Origin of the sequence: Bartonella sp. CL435QHHD, assembly GCF_042195095.1 — a bacterium.
Classification (GTDB): Bacteria; Pseudomonadota; Alphaproteobacteria; order Rhizobiales; family Rhizobiaceae; genus Bartonella.
Window position 1 is genome coordinate 24,361 of record NZ_JBHINS010000078.1, and the last position, 24,950, is coordinate 49,310.

The following is a 24,950-nucleotide window of genomic DNA, read 5'->3' on the forward strand; positions in this document are numbered from 1 at the left end:
AAAATTCACTCTTAAAAAACATTGTCATAAACGCTTTTGAAAAACATAAAGCCAAATTTAAAAATGATAGGAAAGATAGGCACTCATTTTTGCCTTTATAATTTTATATTCTTGTTTCATTAGATTGTTTCCCATTTCAGAGATTATTCCAATTGATATACGCAATACTTTCGCCTTCATATAGTATAAAAGCTAATATAGCAGAGAACATACGGAGGCATTTTTTGTTTCACAACTGCTATGAAGATGAGATGTTGAGTTATAAGCAACAAAAAAAACATTTAATTTCTCAACGCGACTTTTATACCTATCACCACACCTCAAATGAGAGGTTTTTACAGGATAATAGAAAAAGGTGAGCATCCTATATTCTAAAAAGACAGTTTATCCTTTCAGTGTATTTTGCTAAAGGCTTATGCTATAAACGTATAAGCGTGTTTTACTAGAATTTTAACTCTTTCATTTTTAAGGCTTCTGTTATGGGTGTTGTTGCCAAAAATTTTCCCATACCTGATCTTCATCGGGTTCGTCGTGTTCTCTTTTCTGTGTCTGATAAAACGGGTGTGGTTGCTTTTGCACAAGCCCTTCATGCTACTTACAATGTTGAATTAATTTCAACAGGAGGAACAGCAAAAACCCTCATAGCAGCTGGTTTACCCGTAAAAGATGTTGCTGAAGTTACCGGATTTCCTGAAATAATGGATGGGCGTGTAAAAACACTCCATCCTTTGATTCATGGTGCTTTGTTAGGGGTAAGAGAAGATCCTAGCCATAGGGAAGCTATGGAAAAGAACAGCATTCATGGAATTGATCTTTTGGTGGTGAATCTTTACCCTTTTGAAGAGACGATCCTATCGGGAGCCGATGGGCAAACGATTCTTGAAAATATTGATATCGGTGGACCGGCGATGATTCGCGCCGCGGCAAAAAATTATGCTTATACCGGTGTTGTAACAGCGATAAAAGATTATGATTCGATTCTAGCTGAATTAAAGCAGCATAATGGATGTTTAAGCTTATCTATGCGTCATCAGCTAGCAATGCGCGCTTATGCACACACCGCTGCTTATGATACGGCAATAGCAACGTGGTTTGCACGGGATTTAAAAATTGAAATTCCATCATGGCAGAGTTTTTCCGGTCATCTTGAAAGTGTTATGCGCTATGGGGAAAATCCACATCAACAGGCAGCATTTTATCGCAATAATGAAAAACGTTTTGGTATTGCAACAGCAAAACTTTTACAAGGCAAAGCGCTTTCTTATAACAATCTGAATGATACAGATGCAGCCTTTGAGCTTGTGGCAGAATTTGATCCGCAAAAAACCGCTGCTGTCGCTCTTATTAAACATGCCAATCCTTGTGGTGTTGCGGAAGGAGAAAATTTGAAAGACGCTTATTTGAAAGCTCTTATGTGTGATAATGTATCGGCATTTGGTGGAATTGTTGCTTTAAATCAAACCCTTGATGAAGAATGTGCTGAAGAAATTGTTAAAATTTTCACAGAAGTGATTATTGCTCCTGATGCCACAATGGCGGCACGTGAAATTATTGCCAAGAAAAAAAATCTTCGTTTGCTCATTACAGGTGGAGTTCCTGATCCACGCTGTGGAGGACTTCTTGCGAAAACACTTGCAGGAGGCATTTTAGTGCAATCACGTGATAACGTGGTGGTGGATGATCTTAAATTGCAAGTAGTGACAAAGCGGGCACCAACTCAAGATGAAATGCGTGATCTTCAATTTGCTTTTCGTGTAGCAAAACACGTTAAATCAAATGCTATTGTGTACGCGAAAAATAGCGCAACAGTTGGAATTGGAGCCGGACAAATGAGCCGCATCGATTCAGCAAAAATTGCTGCAAGTAAAGCAGCAGAAAGTGCGCAAAGAGCAGGCTTAACAGAAACCCTTACAAAAGGATCTGTTGTTGCATCAGATGCATTTTTTCCTTTTGCAGATGGTTTATTAGCAGCAGCTGAAGCAGGGGCAACAGCAATTATTCAACCAGGAGGCTCCATGCGTGATGAAGAAGTTATCGCCGCTGCTGATGCACAGGGTTTAGCAATGGTTTTTACAGGAACACGACACTTCCGCCATTAATAATTTTGCTGATTCCCTCTTCGTATAAGACAAATGTTTCAAGGAATTTTTCATAATCATCGTATAACTATTGATAACTATTGAAATGGAAGAAGTTATTCAATCCAAAGAATCTACACGTGAAGAAGTTTATCACCGAAGAAAATGCACATAATTTAGCCATTGTTTAGGGAAAGAATATTGTTCTTGTTGATATTTTTAATGGTTGCCCTTTCACATGAGGAAAATGTTAAAGGGATGCTATCTTGTATGTAGATGCATACCTGTTATGATATTATAACACAACTCTTTTTAGTAATATGCTCTATTCTTAAACTAAAGAGTGTAATGAAAAGTTTGAGTAGAGGATATGAATATTCTACGTTTTTATAGTAATTGGCGCCGTTATCGTCGAACCGTTAATGCGTTAAGTCGTCTTTCAACATATGAACTCAGCGATCTTGGAATTTGTCGAGGTGATATTGATTCAATTGCACGACGTTATTCGCGTAAATCTTTATGAAAGTTGTTTGAGATATTTGAGAGAATGCTTTGCTCTGAAAAAGCGTGCATTTTGTGATTTGTTATTACGCCTTCATTTGTAGTATAATAATAATAAAGAGCAGAAGAGTTGTTTTTCTCAGCCATTGCTGTGTATTGTTTCTCAAATTTTCAGTGTTTCTGTGATATACAACATTTGATTTATAATGATAATTTAGCGTTATTCATATTGAATTAGAACTCCGAATACCGTGAGATTCTTCCATTTAAAATCTATGTATGTTGAATCAACCAAAACCATTCGCCTGCACGTTACAAGCGGGGAGAGCTGTATGGATAAAAACTATTAAGAAAAGGCTAAAAATGCCTCTTATGAACCATCTCTAGTGCCAAGAGTTGTTACAAACATTGGGCACTGATAAATAGTGTGATAGTGCCGAACTGCTCCTTCATAAGCATAAAGATGGGGGGTGCTTAATGGATTTACCGTTATACCCATCACGGGCATCGTCGCAAAATAGGCTTGGAAGCATTAAGGAATTTTTCTTTAAAATAAGTCCGTGAATATACAATACAATAGCGCTCTGTTTTTCGTGAGGAGTGTAGCCCTATTAATGCAACTCTCTCAGAGATAAATATTGATCCCAACAGCACACTTAAAAACTTATCGAAGATAAGCAACGGCTTAATTTTCTCTCCATATCTTTAAAGATATGAAGATCCTTAACCAGTACTCATCTGTCAACAATGGTCTTTCCAAAAACTTTTTTTCTGGAGCCAATCCCTTTTAGCATCACCTCATGAGATTCTATGAGCAAACCTTGCCTAAAAACATCCAACCCATACTCTAACAAAACTCTTCATGTATAAAATTGATATGATCTTCAAATTTTGAGAATATTACCACAATAAACGATAATGTTTTGCGACACGCAAGATAAAACGCAATATACTATGGGTTGGAATAATGTTCTAATTTTTTATCAAACGCTTTACGGATAAAACGCCAACGAACTTTTTCCTGAAATGCTGGACGAAAATATAAAACAATCTGTTGTGTCCGTTGTGGACCTGTTAATTCTGCAAAATCAATCGAATCTTCAAGACAAATATCTGCGTCAGGCGATATAAAATACCATACTTGTTCGCTCTTCACGTTCTCATTCTTTACGGTTAAACATACACGTTTGCCATCATAGTTAACTTCAACTTGTGGATGAAGATGAAACCGAACAGCAACATGATTTTTTTCATTTTGCACACTCTTGTGTCTCTTTCCCCCTTTATTGGGCATAAAAAAGCGATCAAAACCCTCAATCATATCTCCATTTGTCGCCAAAATAAGACCACGCTCATGAATAAGATTAAAGGGTCGCATATAACCATTATGACTCGCAATAAAACCCGTCTTCTCTGAATCCTCTATACGGCACACTTGAACATCTGTTGGTCCATCAAACAAAAATGGCGCGCCATTTTTCTTTTTATGATAAAAAGCACCTACTGAACAATCATTAAGCGTAGCTGTTGAATGTGCTGCAGTAACACGCCCTAAATGTCGATAATCTTCCCGCCCATCAGGATTAACACCGGTATTGATAATAAAACGGTGCCCTTGTGAAGACATTTCAAAAGACAAACACCCCGAACAAGCCTGCTGTGCTACAGAGCGGGGTGGAAACTTTCCTGTATCTGCAAGCACTGTTGTTTGATTGGCTTTTAAGCGGTGAAATCCTGAATAACGGGCATAACTAAAAGGATGTCCTCCTGTTTCATCAAGCTCCAAAAGTGATGATAACCGTTCCGATACAAGGGGACCAACCCCATTAAAATGGGCCAACGTTTGATCCTCATGGATAAAGAATCGTAAAGCTGGCAACATACGCTCAACAGAATCAATCAAAATACGGGGTGCTGTTTCATTGCTACGCATAAAAAGATGCCGTAACGACAATAAATCCGATAACAAATTCAGCAAAATAACAGGACTACGGGAAATATGCCCACCATCAACTAGGATTTGACGGGAAAGCTCCTCTATAAGTGTGGTTTGTACCTTTTTTTTCACTGCCGCTGAAACAGGCAAAGCAAGAGATGCGAATGTCAAAGCCACTGCTGCTTGTAAACGTTGATCATTGTGCTCCATACTACAAATTGTTACGCGCAAATAACGAAATTGCAAACCAAGTGCACGTAAAAAGCGTTTTTCAAACCGTTCACTTGCCCCTTCTAACAACATTTTCGAATGACAAATCCATGAAATCAAGCGCCGCGCCACAACAGGATCACTCCAAGCAAGCCCTTTTACCTTCTTACCAGCATGGTCAAACCAGTCTTCTAAAAGAGAGCGTGCATGTGCAGAAGCTAAATCACTTCCTGCTGCCTCCATATGGCGCAACCAATGAAAATCATGTAGAGCCGCTTCCCATTCTAGCGTTGGTGGAACCAATGAAAACGGAGAAACAGCACCAGAATGAACAATGTGACCAGCAAAAGCAAAACGACCATGATAAAATTCATGCGCCATCATCGGATCAGCTACATGCAAATCCATGGGATGCGCTAAAATTTTATGAGGACGAAACCCTGAAAACCGCCAACGAAACAATGGTCCAACCCATAAACGCCGCATAACATTCTGTATCGTATCGATACAGGCTGCCACTTTTACCTGAGGAGCTTTTACCGCAACCGCCAAAATTTTATCTCCATTTATGCTGAATCAAATACAATTTCGACCATTTTTGTAAATGAAGCGTTAATTAAGCAATTTTTCGTAAGCGCGCAGCAAAAAAACCATCCATTCCTAAAAATACGGTTTTCTCAGCATCAAAATTTTTATGACAAAAATCCGCAGGCGTTGTCCGTAACATCCCCCCACAAAGCAAATGTTCCAGTGCTCCCATTTCCTCTGGATAAATAGGGTCTAAAACAATGTCATTGCGTGTCGATAAAATTTTTTCAATAAGATCTTCACCTTCTTCTCTTGCCAATGAACAATTGGAAAAAACAATCCGTCCCCCCTCCTTTACCAAAGAAATTGCTGCGACAAGCAAATCATATTGCAACGCCACTAACTTGACGATATCTTCCCTCGATTTCGTCCATAAAATATCCGGATGACGACGGATTGTTCCTGTAGAAGAACAAGGAGCATCAAGAAGAACTGCATCAAAAAGCTGTGTGGGATAGAAATTTCTCACATCGCCCTGCCAAATGTGAACTGAAAAATGAAGCCGTTCCATATTTTCTTTTAAACGCTTTACGCGGTTAGCAGAAAGCTCAATTGCTGTCACCTCTGCCCCTTGCAAAGCCAATTGTGCTGTTTTTCCCCCAGGGCTCGCACAAAGATCAGCAACGCGTTTACCCTCAATACTCCCAAGTAAACAAGCAGGCAAAGCTGCTGCAAAATCTTGGACCCACCAAGACCCTTCACGATAGCCTGGTAAATCAGAAACAGAACACTCCAGACGCTTCAATCGAACAGAACCATTGGGCAATACCACACCGCCAAGCCTTTCAGCCCATCCACCACTATCAGATTTCACTGTCAAATCGAAAGGAGGTTCCACACTTTGAATTGCGATAATCTGATGTGCCTTTTCTGTTCCATAAGCTGATATTAAAAGCTGTCCAAACCACGCTGGCACACCTTCAATGGTAGGAACTTGTTGACGTAAAGGCTCTGCCTCACGTGCAACATTGCGCAAAAGAGCATTCACCACCCCTGAAAAACGGCGCATTCGAGGATCAAGTTTCGCCACACGCACAGCTAAATCAATAGCCGCATGATCGGGAATATCAAGATAAAGAATTTGTGCAACACTGATATGCAAAAGATGCTGAAGTGAAAGTGCTTGTGAAGGCAAAGGACGCGCCAAAAAGCGTGAGAAAGCCGCCATAATCTGCCCTCGATGACGCAATGAAGCTGTTAAAATAGCCCGACATAACAAACGATCTCGTTGTGAAAGCTTCAAATATTGTGGATGTCCGTGTTCATTATCCGTCAAACCAGACAGAGGCGTGTACTTATCAACTACCGCCCCCAAAAGACGCACACACACCTGTCGAACAGCTAATCCTGGAACATTTTTTTCAGACACATGCCCCGCTTTTTTGTGTTTCAAACCACCACCTTTATATCACAGTTTTCTCAAGAGCTCCCTCAATAATTCTATGAACGAGATCTTTTTGAATTTTCATAACGAAGCCAAGAAGGACGTTTTGTAACACGCTGAAAAGAACTATTTTCTTTCTCACCTAATGCATGAGCCTGACCACTATGAAAATCTCCATAGTTCATCCCGCTGCTTTTTTCATGTATAGCGTCTTCTTTATTCCATCCCACACTTTTGGCAAGAGCCCCTTTCATCTCTTCTGCTTGCTGATAAAGAGCAGCAATACGATTTGCAGTTGCTGGATGTGTCGAAAAAAGACTATCCGCTCCCTCACCGCTCAAAGGATTAATAATAAACAGATGCGCGGTTGCTGGATTATGCTCTGCTTCTTCATTATATACCCCACGTCCCCCATCAGCAATCTTACGCAATGCCGAAGCCAACCATAAAGGATTACCACATATTTCAGCCCCTCTCCGATCCGCAGCATATTCCCGTGTACGACTAATCGCCATTTGCACCAGCATCGCTGCAAAAGGCGCCACGAGCAATGCAATAAATCCTCCAATTGCCCCAGCGCCATGAGAACCTTCTGAAGAGTTACGCTGTCCTCCCATAAAGAAAGCAAAATTACCAAGCATTGAAATTGCCCCTGCAATCGTTGCGGTCAGAGTCATTGTTAACGTATCACGATGCTCAATATGTGCGAGCTCATGCGCCATAACGCCGGCAATTTCCTCAGCGCTTAACCGCTCTAACAACCCAGTACTTGCAGCAACAGCTGCATTTTGCGGATTACGTCCCGTTGCAAAAGCATTTGGCTGTGCATTCTCAATAACATAAACCTTTGGTTGAGGAAGAGAAGCCTTTTGTGCTAAATCGCTTACAATCTTATAATAAACTGGTGCTGAATGCTGATCAACTTCACGCGCCCCGTACATGCGTAAAACGATTTTATCTGAATTCCAATAAGAAAAAAAGTTTAAACCACTTGCCATCAAAAGAGCAATGACCATGCCACCGCCCCCTCCAACAAGATAACCAACTCCCATAAAGAGAGCAGTTAAAAAAGCCAAAAGCATAGCTGTACGCATTATATTCATTACTCAAAAAACTCCATGATAAAAGTCAATCAATACTATATGATGGTGTTTTCTTTCTGCTTCTTCAATGGAATAGGTGTAAAATGAATAAAAAAGATGAGAAAACAAGCAAAAAAAATGCAACTTTCGTTAAACAGCAATCTCTTTCTCCCGCAGCACAACGCGCCCTTAAAGAAGCTGAAGAAAGACGAAAACGCGCAGCAAAAAAAGAACAACCTTTAGAAAACGGCGGACGCGGCGGCAAAGACCCTTCCCGCTATGGAGACTGGGAAATTAAAGGCCGCGCCATTGATTTTTAAAACCATTGATTTAAAAAAAAACGGCGCAATTTAAACAAGCAGCTTTTTAATGAAAATCCGTTTTTGATAGACAAAAACGGATAATATTTATTTTTCTAAAGCTTTTAAAAACACATTGATTAAACAATCATGCTTCTTATGCTGAAGCAGATTCTGCTTCAGCCGCTGCCGCTGCTTCTTCTGCTGCTTGCTTTGCTGCTGCTATACGTTCTTGTGCTTTTTTACCCGGTTCACCTTTATGTGGATTATTACGAGTTGGACGCTTTTTCAAGCCAGCTGCATCTAAAAACCGTAAAACGCGATCTGTTGGTTGAGCCCCTTGCCCAAGCCAATATTGGATACGTTCTTCATTAAGTTTCACCCTCGGTCCATCTTTAGGCAACATTGGATCCCATGCACCAACACGTTCAAGAAACCGCCCATCGCGCGGACTACGAACATCTGCAACGACGATATGATAGTAAGGACGTTTTTTTGAACCTCCACGGGACAAACGAATTTTCAATGCCATATTTTATCTCCTATTGTCAGCTCTGGCTTTCGTTTAAATTGACTTTTTTTGTTTTTTGCTCTTCAGCAATAACTTCATGATGACTCACAACTTCTTTAATAATAAATTTTAAAAATCTTTCAGCAAAATCAGGATCAAGATCACTATCCATAGCCAATTGCCGCAAACGCGCTACCTGATATTGCTCACGCAGAGGATCTACTTTAGGCAAATCATAACGGGCTTTTAAGCGCCCAACAGCTTTCGTACAACGAAACCGCTCTGCTAAGATATGAATCAAAGTTGCATCAAAATTATCAATGGATGCTCGTAAATGTGCCAATTCGTTTAATACTGTTTCCTGCATTATATTCCTTTCCCTCTTTACATCTTATTTTTTCTTAGGATGCTGAGGAAAATTTCCCCCATCGACAATGCCATTGGAAAGACCAGGAAAAGTAGGTCCACGCTTGGGAAGTCCGGGCAAGAGCTTCCCTCCATTACCATTTTCAATTTGCTTTTGAAGCGTTGAGAATTGCTTTGGATCCAATCCCGACAAATCCGGCATAGCTGGAGAATCCCCTCCCAAGTTTCCCATACCACCAAAACCCATTTTGGAACCAAGGCCTCCCAACATCTTTCCCATAAAACCACTTTTTCCTTTACCACCCATGGCTTTCATCATATCAGCCATTTGGCGATACATCTTCAAAAGTTTATTAATATCAGCCGCTGTCGTACCAGACCCCTTAGCAATTCGTTGTTTGCGGCTATGTTTTAAAAGCTCTGGATTCGCCCGCTCTTTGGGTGTCATAGATGAAATAATGGCCAATTGACGATCAAACAAACGATCATCAAACCCCGCAGCCGCAATCTGCTCTTTGACTTTCCCCATTCCTGGCAACATGCCCATAATACCGCCCATTCCACCCAGTTTTTTCATTTTCTGCAACTGTTCTGCAAGATCATTCAGATCAAATTTTCCGGCTTGCATTTTTTTTGCAAAAGCAGCAGCTTTCTCATGATCCATTGTTTCAGCAGCTTTTTCAACCAAAGAAACAATATCCCCCATTCCGAGAATACGATCAGCAATACGACTGGGATGAAATTCTTCTAAAGCATCTATTTTTTCACCAGTTCCAATTGCTTTAATTGGTTTACCTGTAACAGCACGCATAGAAAGAGCAGCGCCACCACGCCCATCACTATCCATACGTGTTAAAATAATCCCCGTAATCCCTACACGCTCATCAAAAGAACGAGCAAGATGAACGGCATCTTGCCCCGTCAAACTATCAGCCACCAACATAATCTCATGAGGAAGGGAACATGCTTTAATTTCAGCCAATTCGAGCATCAAAGCTTCATCAATATGATTACGTCCTGCTGTGTCAAGAAGAAGCACGTCATAACCACCTAATTTAGCAGCCTGCACGGCACGTGATGCAATATCAACGGGCAGCTGACCCGCAATAATAGGCAAGCTTGCAAGTTTTGCCTGCTCTCCCAATTGGCGCAATTGCTCCTGTGCAGCGGGACGGCGTGTATCTAATGACGCCATGAGAACTTTTTTATTGTGCTTATCAGTAAAACGTTTTGCAAGCTTTGCTGTTGTAGTTGTTTTTCCGGAACCTTGCAAACCAGTCATCATGATAACAACTGGAGCTGGTGCATTTAAATCACTCAGAACGCTTTCATTTCCAAGAATATGAACCAATTCATCATGAACAATTTTAACCACCATTTGGCCTGGTTTAATTGATTTAACGATTTCGGCCCCAACAGCTTTTTCCCGAACTCTATCGGTAAAAGAGCGCACAACATCAAGAGCAACATCAGCTTCCAATAAAGCGCGACGAATTTCACGCAGCGCCTCTACAACATCCTGATCCGATAAAGCGCCACGTCCCGTCAAATGAGACAGGATAGAACCAAGTCGCTCTTGCAAGGATTCAAACATCATTTACCTCATTGTTGCATAACAAACAAACCAAAATAGCATCCGAGAACGCATCGCGCCGTCGGATGTTGACCTCTGAGATCTCTTTATACCCTTAAACTGGGGTCTCAGTCGGTGGCTCCAAGTTAATTTTGTCACTGAAAGCTTGCTCCTTCAAACAATAAAACCCCAGCTTTGTCAAGTTTTATCATAAAATATCTTTTTATACGAAGAAATAAAAACAACAAATACTATACTTCAAAACTTTCAACTTCAACACGCATAAAACAACCTGTTTCCTGTTCCATGCTCCATAATTTTCCGCTAGAGATATCAAACCAAACACCATGCAATGTCAAAAAACCTTGATCTTTGCGAAGCTTAATCCACGGAAACGTCTCTAAATTTCTCAACGAATGGCGAATAGAAAGCTGCTCTAATGCCGTCTGTTTTTCTGGCCAAGACAGCGACTTATTATTCAAAACGATTTCTGCTGCTGGTGCTAAGAGACTTATCCATTGACCGATAAAATCATTTGATAATAAAGATTTATATGTCTCATTAAGAGCAGTACGAATGCCTCCACAATGGGCATGACCAAAAACGACAATATGTCTCACCTCAAGCAATTGCACAGCATATTCAAGAGCTGCTGATGTTGCGTGATATTGGTCATCAGGAGAAAAAGGAGGAACCACATTCGCCACGTTGCGCAGGGTGAAAATTTCCCCTGGCTTAGCATCAAAAATCATTTCTGGTACTGCACGCGAATCACAACAAGCAATGACCAAAACTTCAGGTTTCTGCCCCTCAATCGCCAATTGCTGATAATCTGCTATTTTATATAAAAAATGATTGTTTATAAAGTTTTGGTAACCACTTAAAAGTCTTTCTGGTAAACGCGCCATTCTCTCTTTACTTTTGCTTCTTTTTTTACTTTTATTTTGTATATTTTAAAAAACAAACTATTAACATACAAAAATACTAAAAGTGCCCTTTCCTTGAAGCAAAATATTTCTTTAAAGTGCAAAATATTACTAAAAAATAGCAAAAACAAACTCATTCTTTCCAAATAAAGAGCTATTTTCTTTAGAAAGAAGGTGCTACAGTATATAAAAAATATAATGGTCTGCTTTTAATTAAAGACCCCTTAAGAGCAAAAAGGGAGAGTGAATGTGTTGCAACAAAAAAAAACAGAGACAAAAAACACCCAAGATAAAATAGAACAAATCCTTTTTGCCCAAACCGATAAAGAAGATATTGCTTATTACGAAAATGAAGAACTTCAAAAAGCCACAGCCATCGCGGTAAAAGCTTTTAATCTCCATCAGACGGGAAAAAATACCATCTGCTTTGAGCAAAATTTAACCCGTAGTAACAGACCTATAACCGTTATCACGCTTGTCAATGATAACAAACCCTTTCTTCTCGATTCTATTTTAAATGTTTTTAATCAACACAAAAACCATATCTATTTGATTGCACACCCCATTATTGATTGTGCTTCTGGAAAACGCATCAGTCTGATGCAAATTCACATCGAGTCATTAAACAAACAGCAAATACAAAAACTTGAAAATGAACTCACCTTAGTTCTTGAACAGGTTAATGCTGCTGTACAAGACTGGAAACCTATGCTTGAAGAAGTTGAAAAGCAGATTCATGCCTACCAAATAAGTCTTCCCCCACACTACAAACAAGAAGGCGAAAAAGCTATTGAATTTCTTCACTGGCTAATGGACGATAATTTCATTTTCCTTGGTATGCGCACTTACAACTTCATCAAAGACCAAAAACCCCTAAAATCCTTTACAGCCAGTAATATTGAACTTGGTATACTCACGGATGCTTCTATTCATATTGTTGACGATAAAAGCATGAAAGAACCTCCTCAAGAAGTTTTATCCTTCATGGAAAGCGATAATCTGTTTATCGTGACAAAAGCGAACAGCCGCTCCAAAATTCACCGTTCTGTTTGGCTCGATTATATTGGTCTTAAAATCTTTGATAAAGAAAACCAACTCTGTGGAGAATTACGCATTGTAGGGCTTTTTACCTCCTCAGCTTATACACGTTCTATTTTGCAAATTCCTTTCTTAAAAGAAAAAGCCCGAACTATTATTCAACGACTTGGACACAATCACGCCGATTATTCAGGAAAAGCACTCATCAGTGCTTTAGAAACCTATCCAAGAGATGAAATGTTTCGCTCTGATGTTGATACATTGACAGAAAACACTAAGCTTATTCTACAATTAGATGAGCGCCCACGTTTACGGGTTCTTGCCCACACTGATTCTTTTGGACGCTTTGTTTCTATCCTTGTCTACGTACCGCGTGACCAATATAGCAGCAGCTTGCGTGAAAAAGTTGGCGAACATTTTGTTGAGCTTTATAAAGGTGACTTTTTTGAATCTTATCCGCTATTTTTGGAAAGCACCCTTATACGTGTCTATTATATCATCCATCGCAAAGGAAACGAAACTGTTCCCCTTCATGAGCGCTCCACACTTGAACAACATGTACGTTCGATTGCACGAAGTTGGGAAGACAGGGTTCAAGCCATCGCTCTTACCCAGAAAATAACAGAGCAACAAACACGTCTAGCCAGTGAATTCCCCAACAGCTATCGTGATTTATTTTCAGCTGAAGACGCTATTAACGATGCCGGACATATTCTAAGTCTTCATGATGAAAAGCCCCTTTTCGTGATCTTTTATCACGCACAAAACAAAGAAAAACAGTACATTTCTCTTCGGCTTTTTCACCGCCATGAAGCTCTTGCCCTTTCCAAACGTGTACCACTCCTTGAAAATATGGGGTTTCGCGTTATTGCTGAACAAACCCTTGAATTACCAGATGGCAATGGGCGCTCTGTGTATCTTCATGATATGCAGCTGGAAAGTACTTTCCAGCGCTGTATCGATTTTGAAAAAGACGGGCAAAAACACGCCGAAACCTTTGAAGCCATTTGGGCACAAAATGCTGATAATGACGGCTTTAATGCTCTCACACAAACAGCTGAGCTTGATTGGCATGAAATTGTTATTTTGCGCCATTATGGGCGCTATCTCCAACAAGCTGGAATTCCTTATTCGCAAGATCGCGTTGCCCAAACTTTAAATGCTTATCCTGACATTACCCAAGATCTTTATGCTTTATTTCATTTAAAATTTCATCAAAGCCATACAGAAAAAGAACGGGAAAAAAACCAACAAGTTATTCAAAAGCGCATTGAAGAAAAATTACGGAAAGTCTCTGGTTTAGATGATGACCTGATCTTACGCCGTTATTGTAACCTTATCGAGGCGAGTTTACGAACGAATGCCTTTACGCCTCTTCCTGATGGAAATCCACGGCGTATTTTAGCCACCAAATTAAATCCACGCCAGATTGAAGGTTTGCCTGAACCGCGCCCTTACCGAGAAATTTTTGTTTATGGACCAGAAGTTGAAGGGGTCCATTTGCGTTTTGGACCTATCGCTCGTGGCGGCATTCGTTGGTCTGACCGTGCATTAGATTATCGCACCGAAGTGCTTAGCTTAGTCAAAGCCCAACAAGTTAAAAATGCAGTTATCGTTCCTGCAGGTGCAAAAGGTGGCTTCTATCCCCATCGGCTTCCCCAAACAAATGACCGTGCTGTCATCATAGAAGCAGCACGACAAGCTTATACAGACTTTATCACAGCTTTGCTCTCCATCACAGACAATCTGATTAACGGCAAAATAAGTTCTCCCCATAATGTCATCTGTCATGATGACCCTGACCCCTATTTTGTTGTCGCGGCAGACAAAGGAACAGCAACTTTTTCTGATACAGCCAACGCCATCAGCCAAGCAAATCACTTTTGGCTCGATGATGCTTTTGCCTCTGGAGGCTCAGCAGGTTACGACCACAAAGACATTGGTATTACAGCTAAAGGTGCATGGGAAGCCGTCAAAAGACATTTTAGAGAATCATTTAATCACGATATTCAAACAACGCCCTTCACCTGTGTCGGTGTTGGCGATATGTCTGGTGATGTCTTTGGCAATGGAATGCTGCTTTCCAAACAAACAAAATTGATTGCCGCTTTTGATCACCGCGATATTTTTATTGATCCAGATCCGAACATAGACGAAAGCTATGCAGAGCGTACGCGTCTCTTCAAACTGCCTCGCTCAAGCTGGCAGGATTACGACCAAAGCAAATTATCAAAGGGCGGTGGTATCTTCTCACGAAAAGAAAAAACCATTACTCTCTCACCTGAAGCAGCACAAGCCATTGGTTTCGAAAAACAAACAGGAACACCCTTTGAAATTATCTCTGCTCTTCTCAAAGCCCCTGTTGATCTTTTATGGTTCGGTGGCATTGGTACTTATATCCGTGCTGCAACAGAAAACGATGCCCAAGTAGGTGATCGTGCAAATGATGCAATACGCATTACCGGAGAACAAGTGCGTGCAAAAATTATTGGCGAAGGGGCTAATCTTGGTGTTACACAACGTGGACGAATTGAATATGTCTCAAATGGTGGTCGATGCAATACGGATGCCATTGACAATTCTGCTGGTGTTAATTGTTCTGATATTGAGGTCAATCTCAAAATTGTTCTTGCATCAGCACTACGTGCCAAAACGTTAACCCGCGAAGATCGCAATAAGCTCTTGAAAAAAATGACGCCTCAAGTCGAGCAACTCGTCTTGCGCAACAATTATCTACAACCTCTTGCGCTTTCTTTGGCGGAAAACCAGAGCACTGCTGATTTGCCCTATCAAATACGCTTTATGCACGACTTGGAACAAAAAAAGCTTCTAGATCGCAGAGTTGAAATACTCCCTGATGAGCAAATTTTACGACAAAGAACAACCCAAGGCAAAGGTCTTCTCCGTCCAGAACTCGCCGTTATTTTTGCCTATGCTAAATTGACCTTAAAAGAAGAAATTGCTAATAGCCCCATTGTTGATGATCACTATTTCAATACAACCTTGCTGAACTATTTTCCAACCCAAATTCAAGAAAATTTTAAGAAGGAAGTTATTAACCATCAATTGCGTCGTAATATTATCGCAACGCTGATTGCCAACGATATTGTAAATCGTGGAGGCCCCACTTTTGTTAATAGACTACACGATGCAACAGAACAAAAGACTGAAAATATTATTCGCGTTTTCATTGCCATCCGCGATGGTTTCGAAATTCCTCAATTGTCTGAGCAAATTGATAAGCTTGATAATAAAATACCCGGTCTTGTCCAAAATAAATTCTACGCAGCAATGACCCCAATGCTCTTTGAAACAACCAATTGGGGTTTGCACAACATAGATCTCTCACGTCCATTAGAAGAAATTGTAAAAACAATAAAGCAAGCCCGTAGCGTTATTGAAAAAGAGCTTATGCATTCTCACGACAACGATATTAAGCAAAAGATTGAAGAAAAAGCATTACACTACAGTGAAGAGGGAGCACCAAAAGCATTAGCGAAACAATTAGCTCTCTTGGAAGCTGCTTCAACAATATGTGATATTTCTTTAATTGCAAAAAAAAGCAACAGTGATCTTATTAAAACCGCAGAGATCTACTTTTCACTTGCGCAAATCATTCGTATAAACCGCATTAACGAAGCAAGTCGTATAATCCCTGTAGTAGATTATTATGATAGTATGGCTTTAAGCCAAGCCAAAGAAAATGTTTCTGAAAGCTTTCGGCAAATCGTTATGAAAATCCTCAAAAATTATGGAAAGAAAAAAGATCCTTTTGACACTTGGAAAAAAACAGAAGAAGATCATATTCACAACATTACAAACCGCATTAGCGCCCTTATTGAAAATGATCTCAATATTTCTCGTTTTACTTTTGCAGCAGGATTGATTTCTCAACTTCAAAATATTGGCTTTCAAACCTAAAGCAAATACAAAACGACCCACTCAATCTCCCGTTCTATCCCACCACCACGACAAACCAACTAAGACAGAGCAGAAGTTTGCATTTTAGACATAACACCAACAATAAAAATCTCGCTATTTATCACAATAGAATTGTTTGCAACAATTTCAAAAAAACAGTAGGATTGATTTCTCACCCTAAAAACATAAACTTTCAGACTTAAAAGCAGTACAAAACAGCTAAGCTTTTGCTCCGTTCTATCCCCCCATGACTAATCAGCAAGGGAAGAACGAAAGCCCTATCCTGCATTTTTAGACAGAGCACTCAAAATAAAAAATAAATTCAGATTTTACTGTCAAATATCCTTCATCATAAAAATATAATATATTGATTTACAATCATAATTTTATCATTTTTATGATAACTGATAATCCGATATTCTAAATTTGTCTCATTTAAAATCTGTTTATATTCAATCAATTAACCCCATTTCCCCTTGCATATTGCAAATGGGAAAGCCGAATAGATAAAAACAGTAAAGAAAAGACTAAAAATGCCCCTCATAAACCGCCTCAAATGCCAAAATCCGCAGTAACATTGGGAGTTAGCAAATATAATATGATGGTGTTGCCCCAGCTTATTACTCCATAACCGAAAAGATGGTAGCCCTTAATGGCTCTATCGTTATACCATTCATAGGCGACATCGTAAAATAAGAAGCACTGAGAAATATTTTTTTAACAAATGCGTAAATATGCAATACAAATATATTCTGTTTTACGTGGAAGACATATAGCTTCATTAAAAAACATCAGAAATAAAAGGATAAGCTTAATCTATCATTTAAAATGATATAACTGTAACTGCTTTTGAAATGCGTAAAATCGAATAAAAAATGACAGTAAAGATGGATGTTGATTTTCCCTTTACAACTTCATATTCTCCTCCAACTAGGCTATTTACTTGTTTTAAGAGATTACTCCCAAACAGATATATGCAATATGCTCATTCCATATATAAAGAAAAAGGTTCCTAACAAGCACCACACCACCTGTATAAAAAGACAATTCAGCATACTTTAAAATGCCACTTTTTCCATACAAACACTGTTACTATATGTAGTTTGATATAAGATTTTGTACTAAGTGAAAAGAGGTTGGACGAATTAGGAGTAGGTGGTAATTTTTTATTTTTATAGCTATTTTTTTTACCATTAAATACGCATTTTGTTAAAATAGATTTTGACACTCTAAAATTGCAAAAAAGTATGAAAATCAGAAAAAATCGAAATTTTGTGGTAAAAATTAAAAAAGGCTTTGGTACAACACCTAAAGCGGAGCAAGACGACCAAGTTTTAAAAAGCCTAATTTTACCCACCCATTGTTAATGAGCAAGGAAAGAACGGGAGCGCCGTCCGCATTTTTAGGCAAAGCACCTAAAATAAAAAATAACGCTTGAAGATTATTGGTTTGCGCGGGAAATAAGCGCTGCAGAGTGTCAAGAAGTTTCATAGACTGAATAAGGACAAGTTCAAATTTTGCTGTCAAATATCCTTCATCATCAAAAGAAAAAGGTCCACTAATACGCACTGCACCACCTGTATGAAAAGTCAATTCACCTTGCTTTAAAAGTCCACTTTTTCCATACAATCGCTGTTGCCAATTTTTTTCTTCATTTTCAAACAGAAGAGAGGCATCATTTAAAATCCATTTCAAATTGCCATCAATTTTAGGAATATCAACAAAAGAAGATTTTAAAAAGGGAGAAGCATCAAAACCGTCAAAAGTTATATGTCCCGATAAATCATTCTTTTCATGTTTAAGATCAAGTCGAAAAAATTCTGCCGTTATTTTTGGGGAAGCTTCTTTTGGCTCTAACGGCTGAATAATCACGTTATGCGTATTTTGCAAAGATGCCTGATCTTCAATATTTTCTTGTGTCGTTTTTTTATCTGTCGTTTGTGCTCCTAACGCTTCTTGAAGCTTTTGACCTTCAAGGGAAGAAGAAAAAGGTGAAATCTCAAGCCCTTCAGCTATAAACTTCAATGTCTTACCCGTTTTCCAATAAGGTTCTGTTTCAATCATCAAATTGCGCCAACTGGATACTATGGAAGTTTTTCCAGAAAAAACAATTAATGCAGGGGAATGAACATTAAACTCGACCAAATGAGGTGCATAAATTGGTGCACCAGCTGTCAAACGCCCCGTCGATAAAGAAACCCCATGTAAAGGCCAAGAAAATTGAAACTTGTCACAAACAACACCGACACGTAAAGGATAACCATCCTTGTGCACATTCTCACATACCGCCGCCATATTATGGGAAGATATTTTTGTGAATATATCAGAAACATAGTCTTCTATTTTACGTGAAAAAAAAACCAGAGCGCGCTATAAATAAATACCAAAGCAAGACAAAAGAGCCCACAAATTAAATAACTCAAAGAAAAACTTTTTTGTGATGATGGTATTTGAAAGGATTTAGACAATATTCAAACTTTCTTTATCTCTTAACTTCCTCCCCACCCTAAAAAGGATAAAGATTCCCAACCACGGTCAGTTTATACACAATCCAACTTCTTAATCGACCGGATTTTATCTACTGGTCACTTCAAGAAGTCCCTATACATCGTTCTAAAGTACAGTATCTCATAAGCTCAACAAACAAGATTTTCTTAAAAAACCCTTTACACCCTTTAACAAAAAACACCTCATGTGTAAAGTTTTACATAGATTTTCTACCTCTGCCTTAAACCATACTGTTTTACAGCACAAAAAAATGATAATGAATAGTGTTTCTTAACGATAAAACCATTGAGCACCCCCATCTTTACGCTTATTGAGGAGCAAAGCCAGCACCATCATTATATTTGGCTACCCCCACAATTTTGCGATAGCCCTTGGCACTTAAGACAGTTCATAAGAAGCATTTTTAGTCTTTTCTTATACAGTTTTTGCCCACACGCCAGCCCTACTTGTGACAGCAAGCAAGAGGTTTTTATTGAGTCAACATACACAGGTTTGGAATGAGAAAACCTTACGATATTCGGGGTTCTCATTCAATATGCAAAACAGTAAATTATCTATATAAATCAATGCGTTGTCAATAATCACACAAGTACGGGCGGTGTACAAAAAATCTGGTGTAATGCGCTTTCAAACCATTGGCTCAAAGCTCGATCATAGATTAAACGACCTTTCAAATGTGCACAAGCAGGTTGAGCACCTTTTTCAGTCAATTTATGTGCCGAACGCACGACCAAACGCCGCATCATAGCGCGTGTAAACTCAGCATGAAACTGCAAGCCCCATGCATTGTTTCCATAACGAAAAGCTTGTGTAGGATATGTATTCCCTGTTGCCAAAAGCATTGCCTCTTTCGGTAAATCATAAATACCTTCATCATGGAAATGGTAGACCATTTCTGGCCAATTCATCAATTCCTTCCCTTGTGGGGTTGCTTCTAGTGGATACCAGCCGACTTCAACAGTCCCATCACTTCTTGTACCAACGCGCCCCCCTAGATTTCGCGCTAACATTTGTGCTCCAAGACAAATACCCAAAAAAGGCTTATTTTCCTTTAGTGATAACGAAATCCAATCAATTTCCTCACCAATATAAGCTTCGCTGTCATTCACACTCATCGGCCCCCCTAAAATAACAACGCCGGCATAATGCTCTAATGTATCAGGGAGTTTTTGTCCAAAAATAGGACGATAAATATCAAGAACAAAACCTTTTTGTTGTAAAAATTTTCCCAAACGACCAGTATAGGTAGACCGCCGATGAATAACGACAGCAATCCTTGGTTTGTTATTTTTTTGTTTTTTATCAAGACATCTCTGATTTAAAAACATTTTTTAACCAATCACCTCTGCTACCAAGCAAAACTTTATTTTTAAAGCATAAGAGAATAATTTTATTGGACAAGACTAACGATATTTTTTCTTCTAGGTCAATTGTTCTTCTGAGAAAACACTCATATTATCCATTGGTGCAATTTAAAATAAACGAAACTTTTTCCTCGATAAAGATGTTTCTTCTTCTGTTTTAACCCCTGGATCATCAACATTTAAATGAATTTGACTGAACATTTTTACATCTTGTTCTTTTATATCTTGTTTCTCCACCTGCACATTATGCAAAAGAGAATTATCTATAGGTGTTAATTTTTCCAGCTTCTTATCTTCAACATCATCACTTTTTCCCATAACATACTCTTTGTCTTGCTTTTTCGGCACAATATTGTCCGCCTCTAATGTGAGAGAAGGCATACAGGGAGGCGCCTTCCATTCAAAACAGCCCAAACGTCCACTGATTGGAGAAACCGCTGACCAAGAAGAAAAAATGGACCCATCACACATCCATACTGGATCACGTTCAGCACGAAGTGCTAAAGAAAGCCATTGACGCACAGCACCTTGATTGTTTCCCTGTGCCTCTTCAATATCTGCCAACAATAAATAAACACTTTCCCGTGGATGACATTGTAATGCTTTTTGTGCCTTCTCTCTTGCTAATGCTGTTTCACCAGCATCCAAAGCTGCTTTAGCAATAAGAAAAGCCGACTCAAATGCATCTTTATTATAAGAAGCAAGTGTCTTAGCCCTTTTCAATCGCCCAATGGCTCCTTCTTCTCTTTCAAGATAAAGCGTCCCCAAATCAGGATGAGGATTCTTTTGCCAAGCCGCTATAATCATTTTATCCGCTTTACGCGTTTCATTTAACTTATAAAGAATATCAGCAGCAATAACTATTATTGGAACAAAATCAGGCGCCAATTTATGGGCTTTCAAAATAGCTTCACGTGCTTGTACAGGATGTGTATCAAACAAAGAAAGTGCCTGCCCACTTAGTAGTAAAACCTGTATATGCTGCCGCTCTGGAGTCGCGCGAGCAGAACGCGGGAGAGCTTTTTGCGTTCTTTCAAAAACAGTAAGTGCCTTATCCCATTTACCTTCAGCACTTAACCGATCAAGCACCGCCTTATGCGCCCATAAAAGTGCTGGCGATAAGGTCAGTGCCTCTTCGGCATATTGTTGCGCTGCCTCATAAGCTTTACTCTTCATTGCTTCACGAAACAAACCATAAAGTCCAACCAGTTTTGTCGGATCTTCCTTTCTCATCTCCTCATAAAGACCGATGGCGCGAACAGAGTCATTTTGTAAAGACAAGGTTTGCGCCTGTAAGAGTTTTACCAATGGCTCTTGTTTTCCTGCAAGATATTTAGCAACCCGTGCTTCCATTTTTTGCGCAACCATACTATCACCAGCAAAAGTTGCAAGAATCCCCTTTGAAAGAGCTTCGTAACCACGCTTTTGGTGGCGTTTATAAAAATAATTGGAAAGAGCACTCGGTATGGAAAAAAAGAAAGATAATAACCACCATAAAAGCACCAGCGTTATAAAAAACAAAATAAGCACACTTAACACTGTAAGAAATGAAGCAGAAAATCTGAAATGCAAAAATGTGAGAACAAAAATACCATTGTGATTAGCAACCCACGTGAAAGCTAAACCGAGGATACAAACAACAAAAATATAAATAAAAACACGTATCATCTTGGGCCTATTTACATCTTTGTTGCTTTAAAAGATCCTTGTTGCACAGACAATAACAATTGCTGCAACAACTGTTGAATAGCAATATGTCTTTCAAGCTGCTTAACAAAATCCATTGAAACATCTTTTGCACTTTGAGGCAATGATTGCCATTCGCTCAAAGCCTTTTCGTAATCACCAGCTTGAATGGCAACTTCCATGCGTGCCGCAATAGCCTCCAGCGTTGTCCCTTCAACATTTCCAATCGGTCGCGAAACAATGAGCCCTTTTATCCACGCTAAAATTCGGTCAAAAAAACCAGCATCTGACGCAACAAGATTTTGCGTACCAACAATTGCATCGGCAACATGAGCAAAATCAACTGAAAGTTGTGCTGAACTTGGAAGACCCACAGTAGCTGTTTTTTGCAACACATCAAGTCCATTAATCGAAGGCGATAATTGCTGTAACAGCTTTAGTTCATTATTATAAGATCCACCACGCTCTACAGCATTTTTTAATGAACTAATTGCAGTAAAGAGCGCGGTATCTATTTCTTTTTTCTTACTATTTTTAACAGCAGTTTCTTCCTGTAGTGCTTCTAACTGTTGTTTTAACGCAGCAAGATCATTTGCATTGCTCTGCCCAACAGACAAAGCCGTCTCTATATCTTTCGACTTTCTAACAAAAGTTTGTACAATTTCTTCAAGAGCTTTTACTTTTTCCTCTAAAATCGCAAAAGCTTTTTTGCTTTCTTCTTTCGATAGTTCATCATTTTTCGTTGTTTTAAACTGTTGTGATGAAAAAGAAGACAACTCTGTTTTTAACGCATCGATTTCTTGAAAGACCCGCCTCAATTGTTCCTTTGTGTCTTCACCTTGACTTTTTGCGGCTTCAGCAATCTGCAAAGCTTTTTCTCCTCCAGCAGAATTTTCCACAAAAGGAGAAGGAAAAAAACCAGCCCATTGAAGCCCCATAAAAATTCCCAAAGCAATGAATCCTCCCAAAATCCCAGAAAGGGATAAGAAAAGCCAAGTTGTACTAGAGGGACTTTTATCCTGACCTTGCATATTCTGTTTTTCTCGCGCATGAGATTCTACAGAATTGTGGATTTTTTCCTCTGAATCATGGGGAACAGCTTCATGTTCAATAACTGGTTTCTTACGGCGCGTACCAGCATAATGTGGTTTAACTTTTGGTTTTGAAGAATCGACCATCTCTGTCACTTTTCGTGCACACTTTTTTTAATGATAAAATAATAAAATGAAAAAAGTTTTAAAAACGCAGCTTTTCTCAATAATATTTACAAGTATCGCCTTTAATAGACAAGTTTTTAAAAAAACATTTGCATTTTATACTCGAAAATACAGCTTTATTTTTTAATCAACGATATCATAAAATTCAAAGAAATAGAAAAAACAATTCTAAGAGAAATACTTTCCATCTTTTTCTGTTCATGGTACGCACGCAAGAAAGAAGCTTCAATATAAGGTTTTGTTTAAAATGCGTCTGCTGGGAATAGAAACAAGTTGTGATGAAACGGCAGCGGCTGTCATTGAATATAACAATGAATCAAACAGCCGAATTCTTTCCAATGTTGTTTGGAGTCAAATTGATCACCATGCACCTTACGGCGGTGTTGTTCCTGAAATTGCTGCTCGAGCCCATGTTGAAGTTCTTGATCATTTAATTCTGCAAGCACTAACAGAAGCAAACACAAAATTAAAAGATATTGATGGCATTGCAGCCACCAGTGGTCCTGGTTTGATAGGAGGATTGTTAGTAGGCGTTATGAGCGCAAAAGCACTCTCTCTTGCCACTGGCAAGCCATTTATTGCGGTAAATCACTTAGAGGGACATGCTTTAACAGCTGTGTTAACGCACAACGTCAGCTTTCCTTATTTATTACTTTTAGTTTCAGGGGGTCATACACAAACAATCATTGTTCATGGAGTAGGTAACTACCAACGTTTAGGAACCACTATTGATGATGCATTAGGAGAAGCATTTGATAAAACAGCAAAACTTTTAGGTCTTCCTTATCCTGGTGGACCAGCACTTGAAAAAGCAGCTTTATTTGGTGATAAAAATCGCATCCCTCTTCCACGACCTTTAAAAGGTGAAAAACGGTTAGACTTTTCTTTTTCAGGACTCAAAACTGCTGTTCGACAAGCCGCAACAGCCATAGCTCCCCTTACAGAAAATGATATTGCTGACATTGCCGCAAGTTTTCAAGCCGCCGTGACCGATACAGTACATGATCGTATTCACCTAGCCCTACAACACTTTGCCCACCAATATCCTCTCTCTCATGATCAAGAAAAGCGTTCTCCTGCTTTGGTTGTCGCAGGCGGTGTTGCCGCAAACCAAGCCATTCGCTCTACGTTGCAAGACCTTGCCCATCAACATGGTTTTGAATTTATAGCCCCTCCTCTTTCCTTGTGTACCGATAATGCTGCAATGATTGCTTTTGCCGGTGCACAAAAACTCGCACGAGGAGAAACAAGCTCTCTTGACATTGCACCCCGCTCACGCTGGCCATTAGATGAAAACGCCGCGCCCTTGATCGGGATGGGACGCCGTGGAACAAAAGCATAATAAAATTGACGTCCCACACACACCTTAAAGAACGAAGATTTCTACTCAATCCGGTCTATAGATAGCCCGAATTCTCTATCGAGCAGCTTCCACCTGCTTCCCACTCACACAATTCACTTAACCCAAAGCTCGACACGTAAACCTAAATATTCACCACATATTCTGAAAACCTTCATGTTTCAAAAAAACTGCCTTATATCATTACATTTCAAATGACGGTATTTTACAGCATAATAAGATCTACTCTCTCCCACGAAGCATAGATATGAATGCCATTCGTTGACCTCTTCATCTTTGACCATTCATTCGTTTCATTATCATTGTAATCTTAAAGCTTTTTAGAACCAATTTTCTTCATTTTTTCCCAAAAACTCTTATAGTGACCGCATTTCAAACCATAGCTGAAAAGATAAGAAAAGA

16 protein-coding genes are annotated in these 24,950 nt (G+C 39.3%); 5 read left to right on the plus strand and 11 right to left on the minus strand.

The features are described 5' to 3' along the window. The first annotated feature begins 479 nt into the window (after nt 1-479). Together purH and ACFILH_RS07155 are read left to right on the plus strand one after the other, a co-directional pair. Nucleotides 480-2,099, plus strand: coding sequence for a bifunctional phosphoribosylaminoimidazolecarboxamide formyltransferase/IMP cyclohydrolase (gene purH / locus ACFILH_RS07150; protein ID WP_375659682.1), 1,620 nt, complete (start codon nt 480-482; stop codon nt 2,097-2,099). Between the two features lie 349 nt (nt 2,100-2,448). Beyond that, nucleotides 2,449-2,601 (plus strand): DUF1127 domain-containing protein, encoded by a 153-nt coding sequence (locus tag ACFILH_RS07155; RefSeq protein ID WP_273790070.1) that lies wholly within the window; start codon nt 2,449-2,451, stop codon nt 2,599-2,601. Nucleotides 2,602-3,531: 930 nt separating this feature from the next. On the opposite strand, the gene ACFILH_RS07160 is transcribed toward ACFILH_RS07155, so the two are convergent. The 3 genes from ACFILH_RS07160 to htpX form a co-directional block, all read right to left on the minus strand. Next, nucleotides 3,532-5,277: a heparinase II/III family protein gene (locus ACFILH_RS07160; protein ID WP_375643052.1), complete on the minus strand. Its 1,746-nt coding sequence runs from the start codon at nt 5,275-5,277 to the stop codon at nt 3,532-3,534. 64 nt (nt 5,278-5,341) lie between these two features. Continuing rightward, nucleotides 5,342-6,706, minus strand: a complete 1,365-nt coding sequence (locus ACFILH_RS07165; protein ID WP_375667584.1) for an RsmB/NOP family class I SAM-dependent RNA methyltransferase — start codon at nt 6,704-6,706, stop codon at nt 5,342-5,344. Nucleotides 6,707-6,753: 47 nt separating this feature from the next. Further along, a complete protein-coding gene (htpX, locus tag ACFILH_RS07170; RefSeq protein ID WP_375664878.1) occupies nt 6,754-7,800 on the minus strand; it encodes a zinc metalloprotease HtpX in 1,047 nt (348 codons plus the stop codon). Nucleotides 7,801-7,883: 83 nt separating this feature from the next. Between htpX and ACFILH_RS07175 the strand changes: the two genes are divergently transcribed. After that, nucleotides 7,884-8,099, plus strand: a complete 216-nt coding sequence (locus ACFILH_RS07175) for a DUF1674 domain-containing protein (protein WP_375664879.1) — start codon at nt 7,884-7,886, stop codon at nt 8,097-8,099. 136 nt (nt 8,100-8,235) lie between these two features. On the opposite strand, the gene rpsP is transcribed toward ACFILH_RS07175, so the two are convergent. The 4 genes from rpsP to ACFILH_RS07195 form a co-directional block, all read right to left on the minus strand. After that, complete coding sequence (rpsP, locus tag ACFILH_RS07180; protein ID WP_273787601.1) at nt 8,236-8,610, minus strand: 30S ribosomal protein S16; 375 nt, start codon at nt 8,608-8,610, stop codon at nt 8,236-8,238. Between the two features lie 16 nt (nt 8,611-8,626). After that, nucleotides 8,627-8,956 carry a chorismate mutase gene (locus ACFILH_RS07185; RefSeq protein WP_273790075.1) on the minus strand — a complete coding sequence of 110 codons (330 nt, stop codon included), beginning with the start codon at nt 8,954-8,956 and terminating at the stop codon, nt 8,627-8,629. A 24-nt stretch (nt 8,957-8,980) separates the two neighbouring features. After that, nucleotides 8,981-10,549 carry a signal recognition particle protein gene (gene ffh / locus ACFILH_RS07190; RefSeq protein ID WP_273790300.1) on the minus strand — a complete coding sequence of 523 codons (1,569 nt, stop codon included), beginning with the start codon at nt 10,547-10,549 and terminating at the stop codon, nt 8,981-8,983. A 230-nt stretch (nt 10,550-10,779) separates the two neighbouring features. Further along, nucleotides 10,780-11,436: a carbonic anhydrase gene (locus ACFILH_RS07195; RefSeq protein WP_273790076.1), complete on the minus strand. Its 657-nt coding sequence runs from the start codon at nt 11,434-11,436 to the stop codon at nt 10,780-10,782. Between the two features lie 267 nt (nt 11,437-11,703). Here ACFILH_RS07195 and ACFILH_RS07200 point away from each other — a divergent pair, with 267 nt between their 5' ends. Then, nucleotides 11,704-16,413 (plus strand): NAD-glutamate dehydrogenase, encoded by a 4,710-nt coding sequence (locus ACFILH_RS07200; protein ID WP_375666821.1) that lies wholly within the window; start codon nt 11,704-11,706, stop codon nt 16,411-16,413. A 1,308-nt stretch (nt 16,414-17,721) separates the two neighbouring features. Here ACFILH_RS07200 and ACFILH_RS07205 read toward each other — a convergent pair. From ACFILH_RS07205 to ACFILH_RS07220, 4 genes are all read right to left on the minus strand, one after another. Beyond that, on the minus strand, nt 17,722-18,708 hold the full coding sequence (locus ACFILH_RS07205; protein ID WP_375658002.1) for a DUF2125 domain-containing protein: 987 nt from the start codon (nt 18,706-18,708) through the stop codon (nt 17,722-17,724). Nucleotides 18,709-19,502: 794 nt separating this feature from the next. Then, the gene (locus ACFILH_RS07210; RefSeq protein WP_273790078.1) at nt 19,503-20,249 is read right to left on the minus strand and encodes a glutamine amidotransferase; all 747 of its coding nucleotides are present in this window, start codon (nt 20,247-20,249) and stop codon (nt 19,503-19,505) included. A 144-nt stretch (nt 20,250-20,393) separates the two neighbouring features. Beyond that, the gene (locus ACFILH_RS07215) at nt 20,394-21,953 is read right to left on the minus strand and encodes a heme biosynthesis protein HemY (protein WP_375662789.1); all 1,560 of its coding nucleotides are present in this window, start codon (nt 21,951-21,953) and stop codon (nt 20,394-20,396) included. Between the two features lie 11 nt (nt 21,954-21,964). Further along, entirely contained in the window at nt 21,965-23,149 is a 1,185-nt protein-coding gene (locus ACFILH_RS07220; protein ID WP_375654304.1) for a COG4223 family protein, read from the minus strand. Nucleotides 23,150-23,435: 286 nt separating this feature from the next. On the opposite strand from ACFILH_RS07220, the gene tsaD reads away from it, so the two are divergent. Beyond that, nucleotides 23,436-24,530, plus strand: a complete 1,095-nt coding sequence (gene tsaD / locus ACFILH_RS07225; protein ID WP_375664881.1) for a tRNA (adenosine(37)-N6)-threonylcarbamoyltransferase complex transferase subunit TsaD — start codon at nt 23,436-23,438, stop codon at nt 24,528-24,530. The last annotated feature ends 420 nt before the right edge of the window (nt 24,531-24,950 follow it).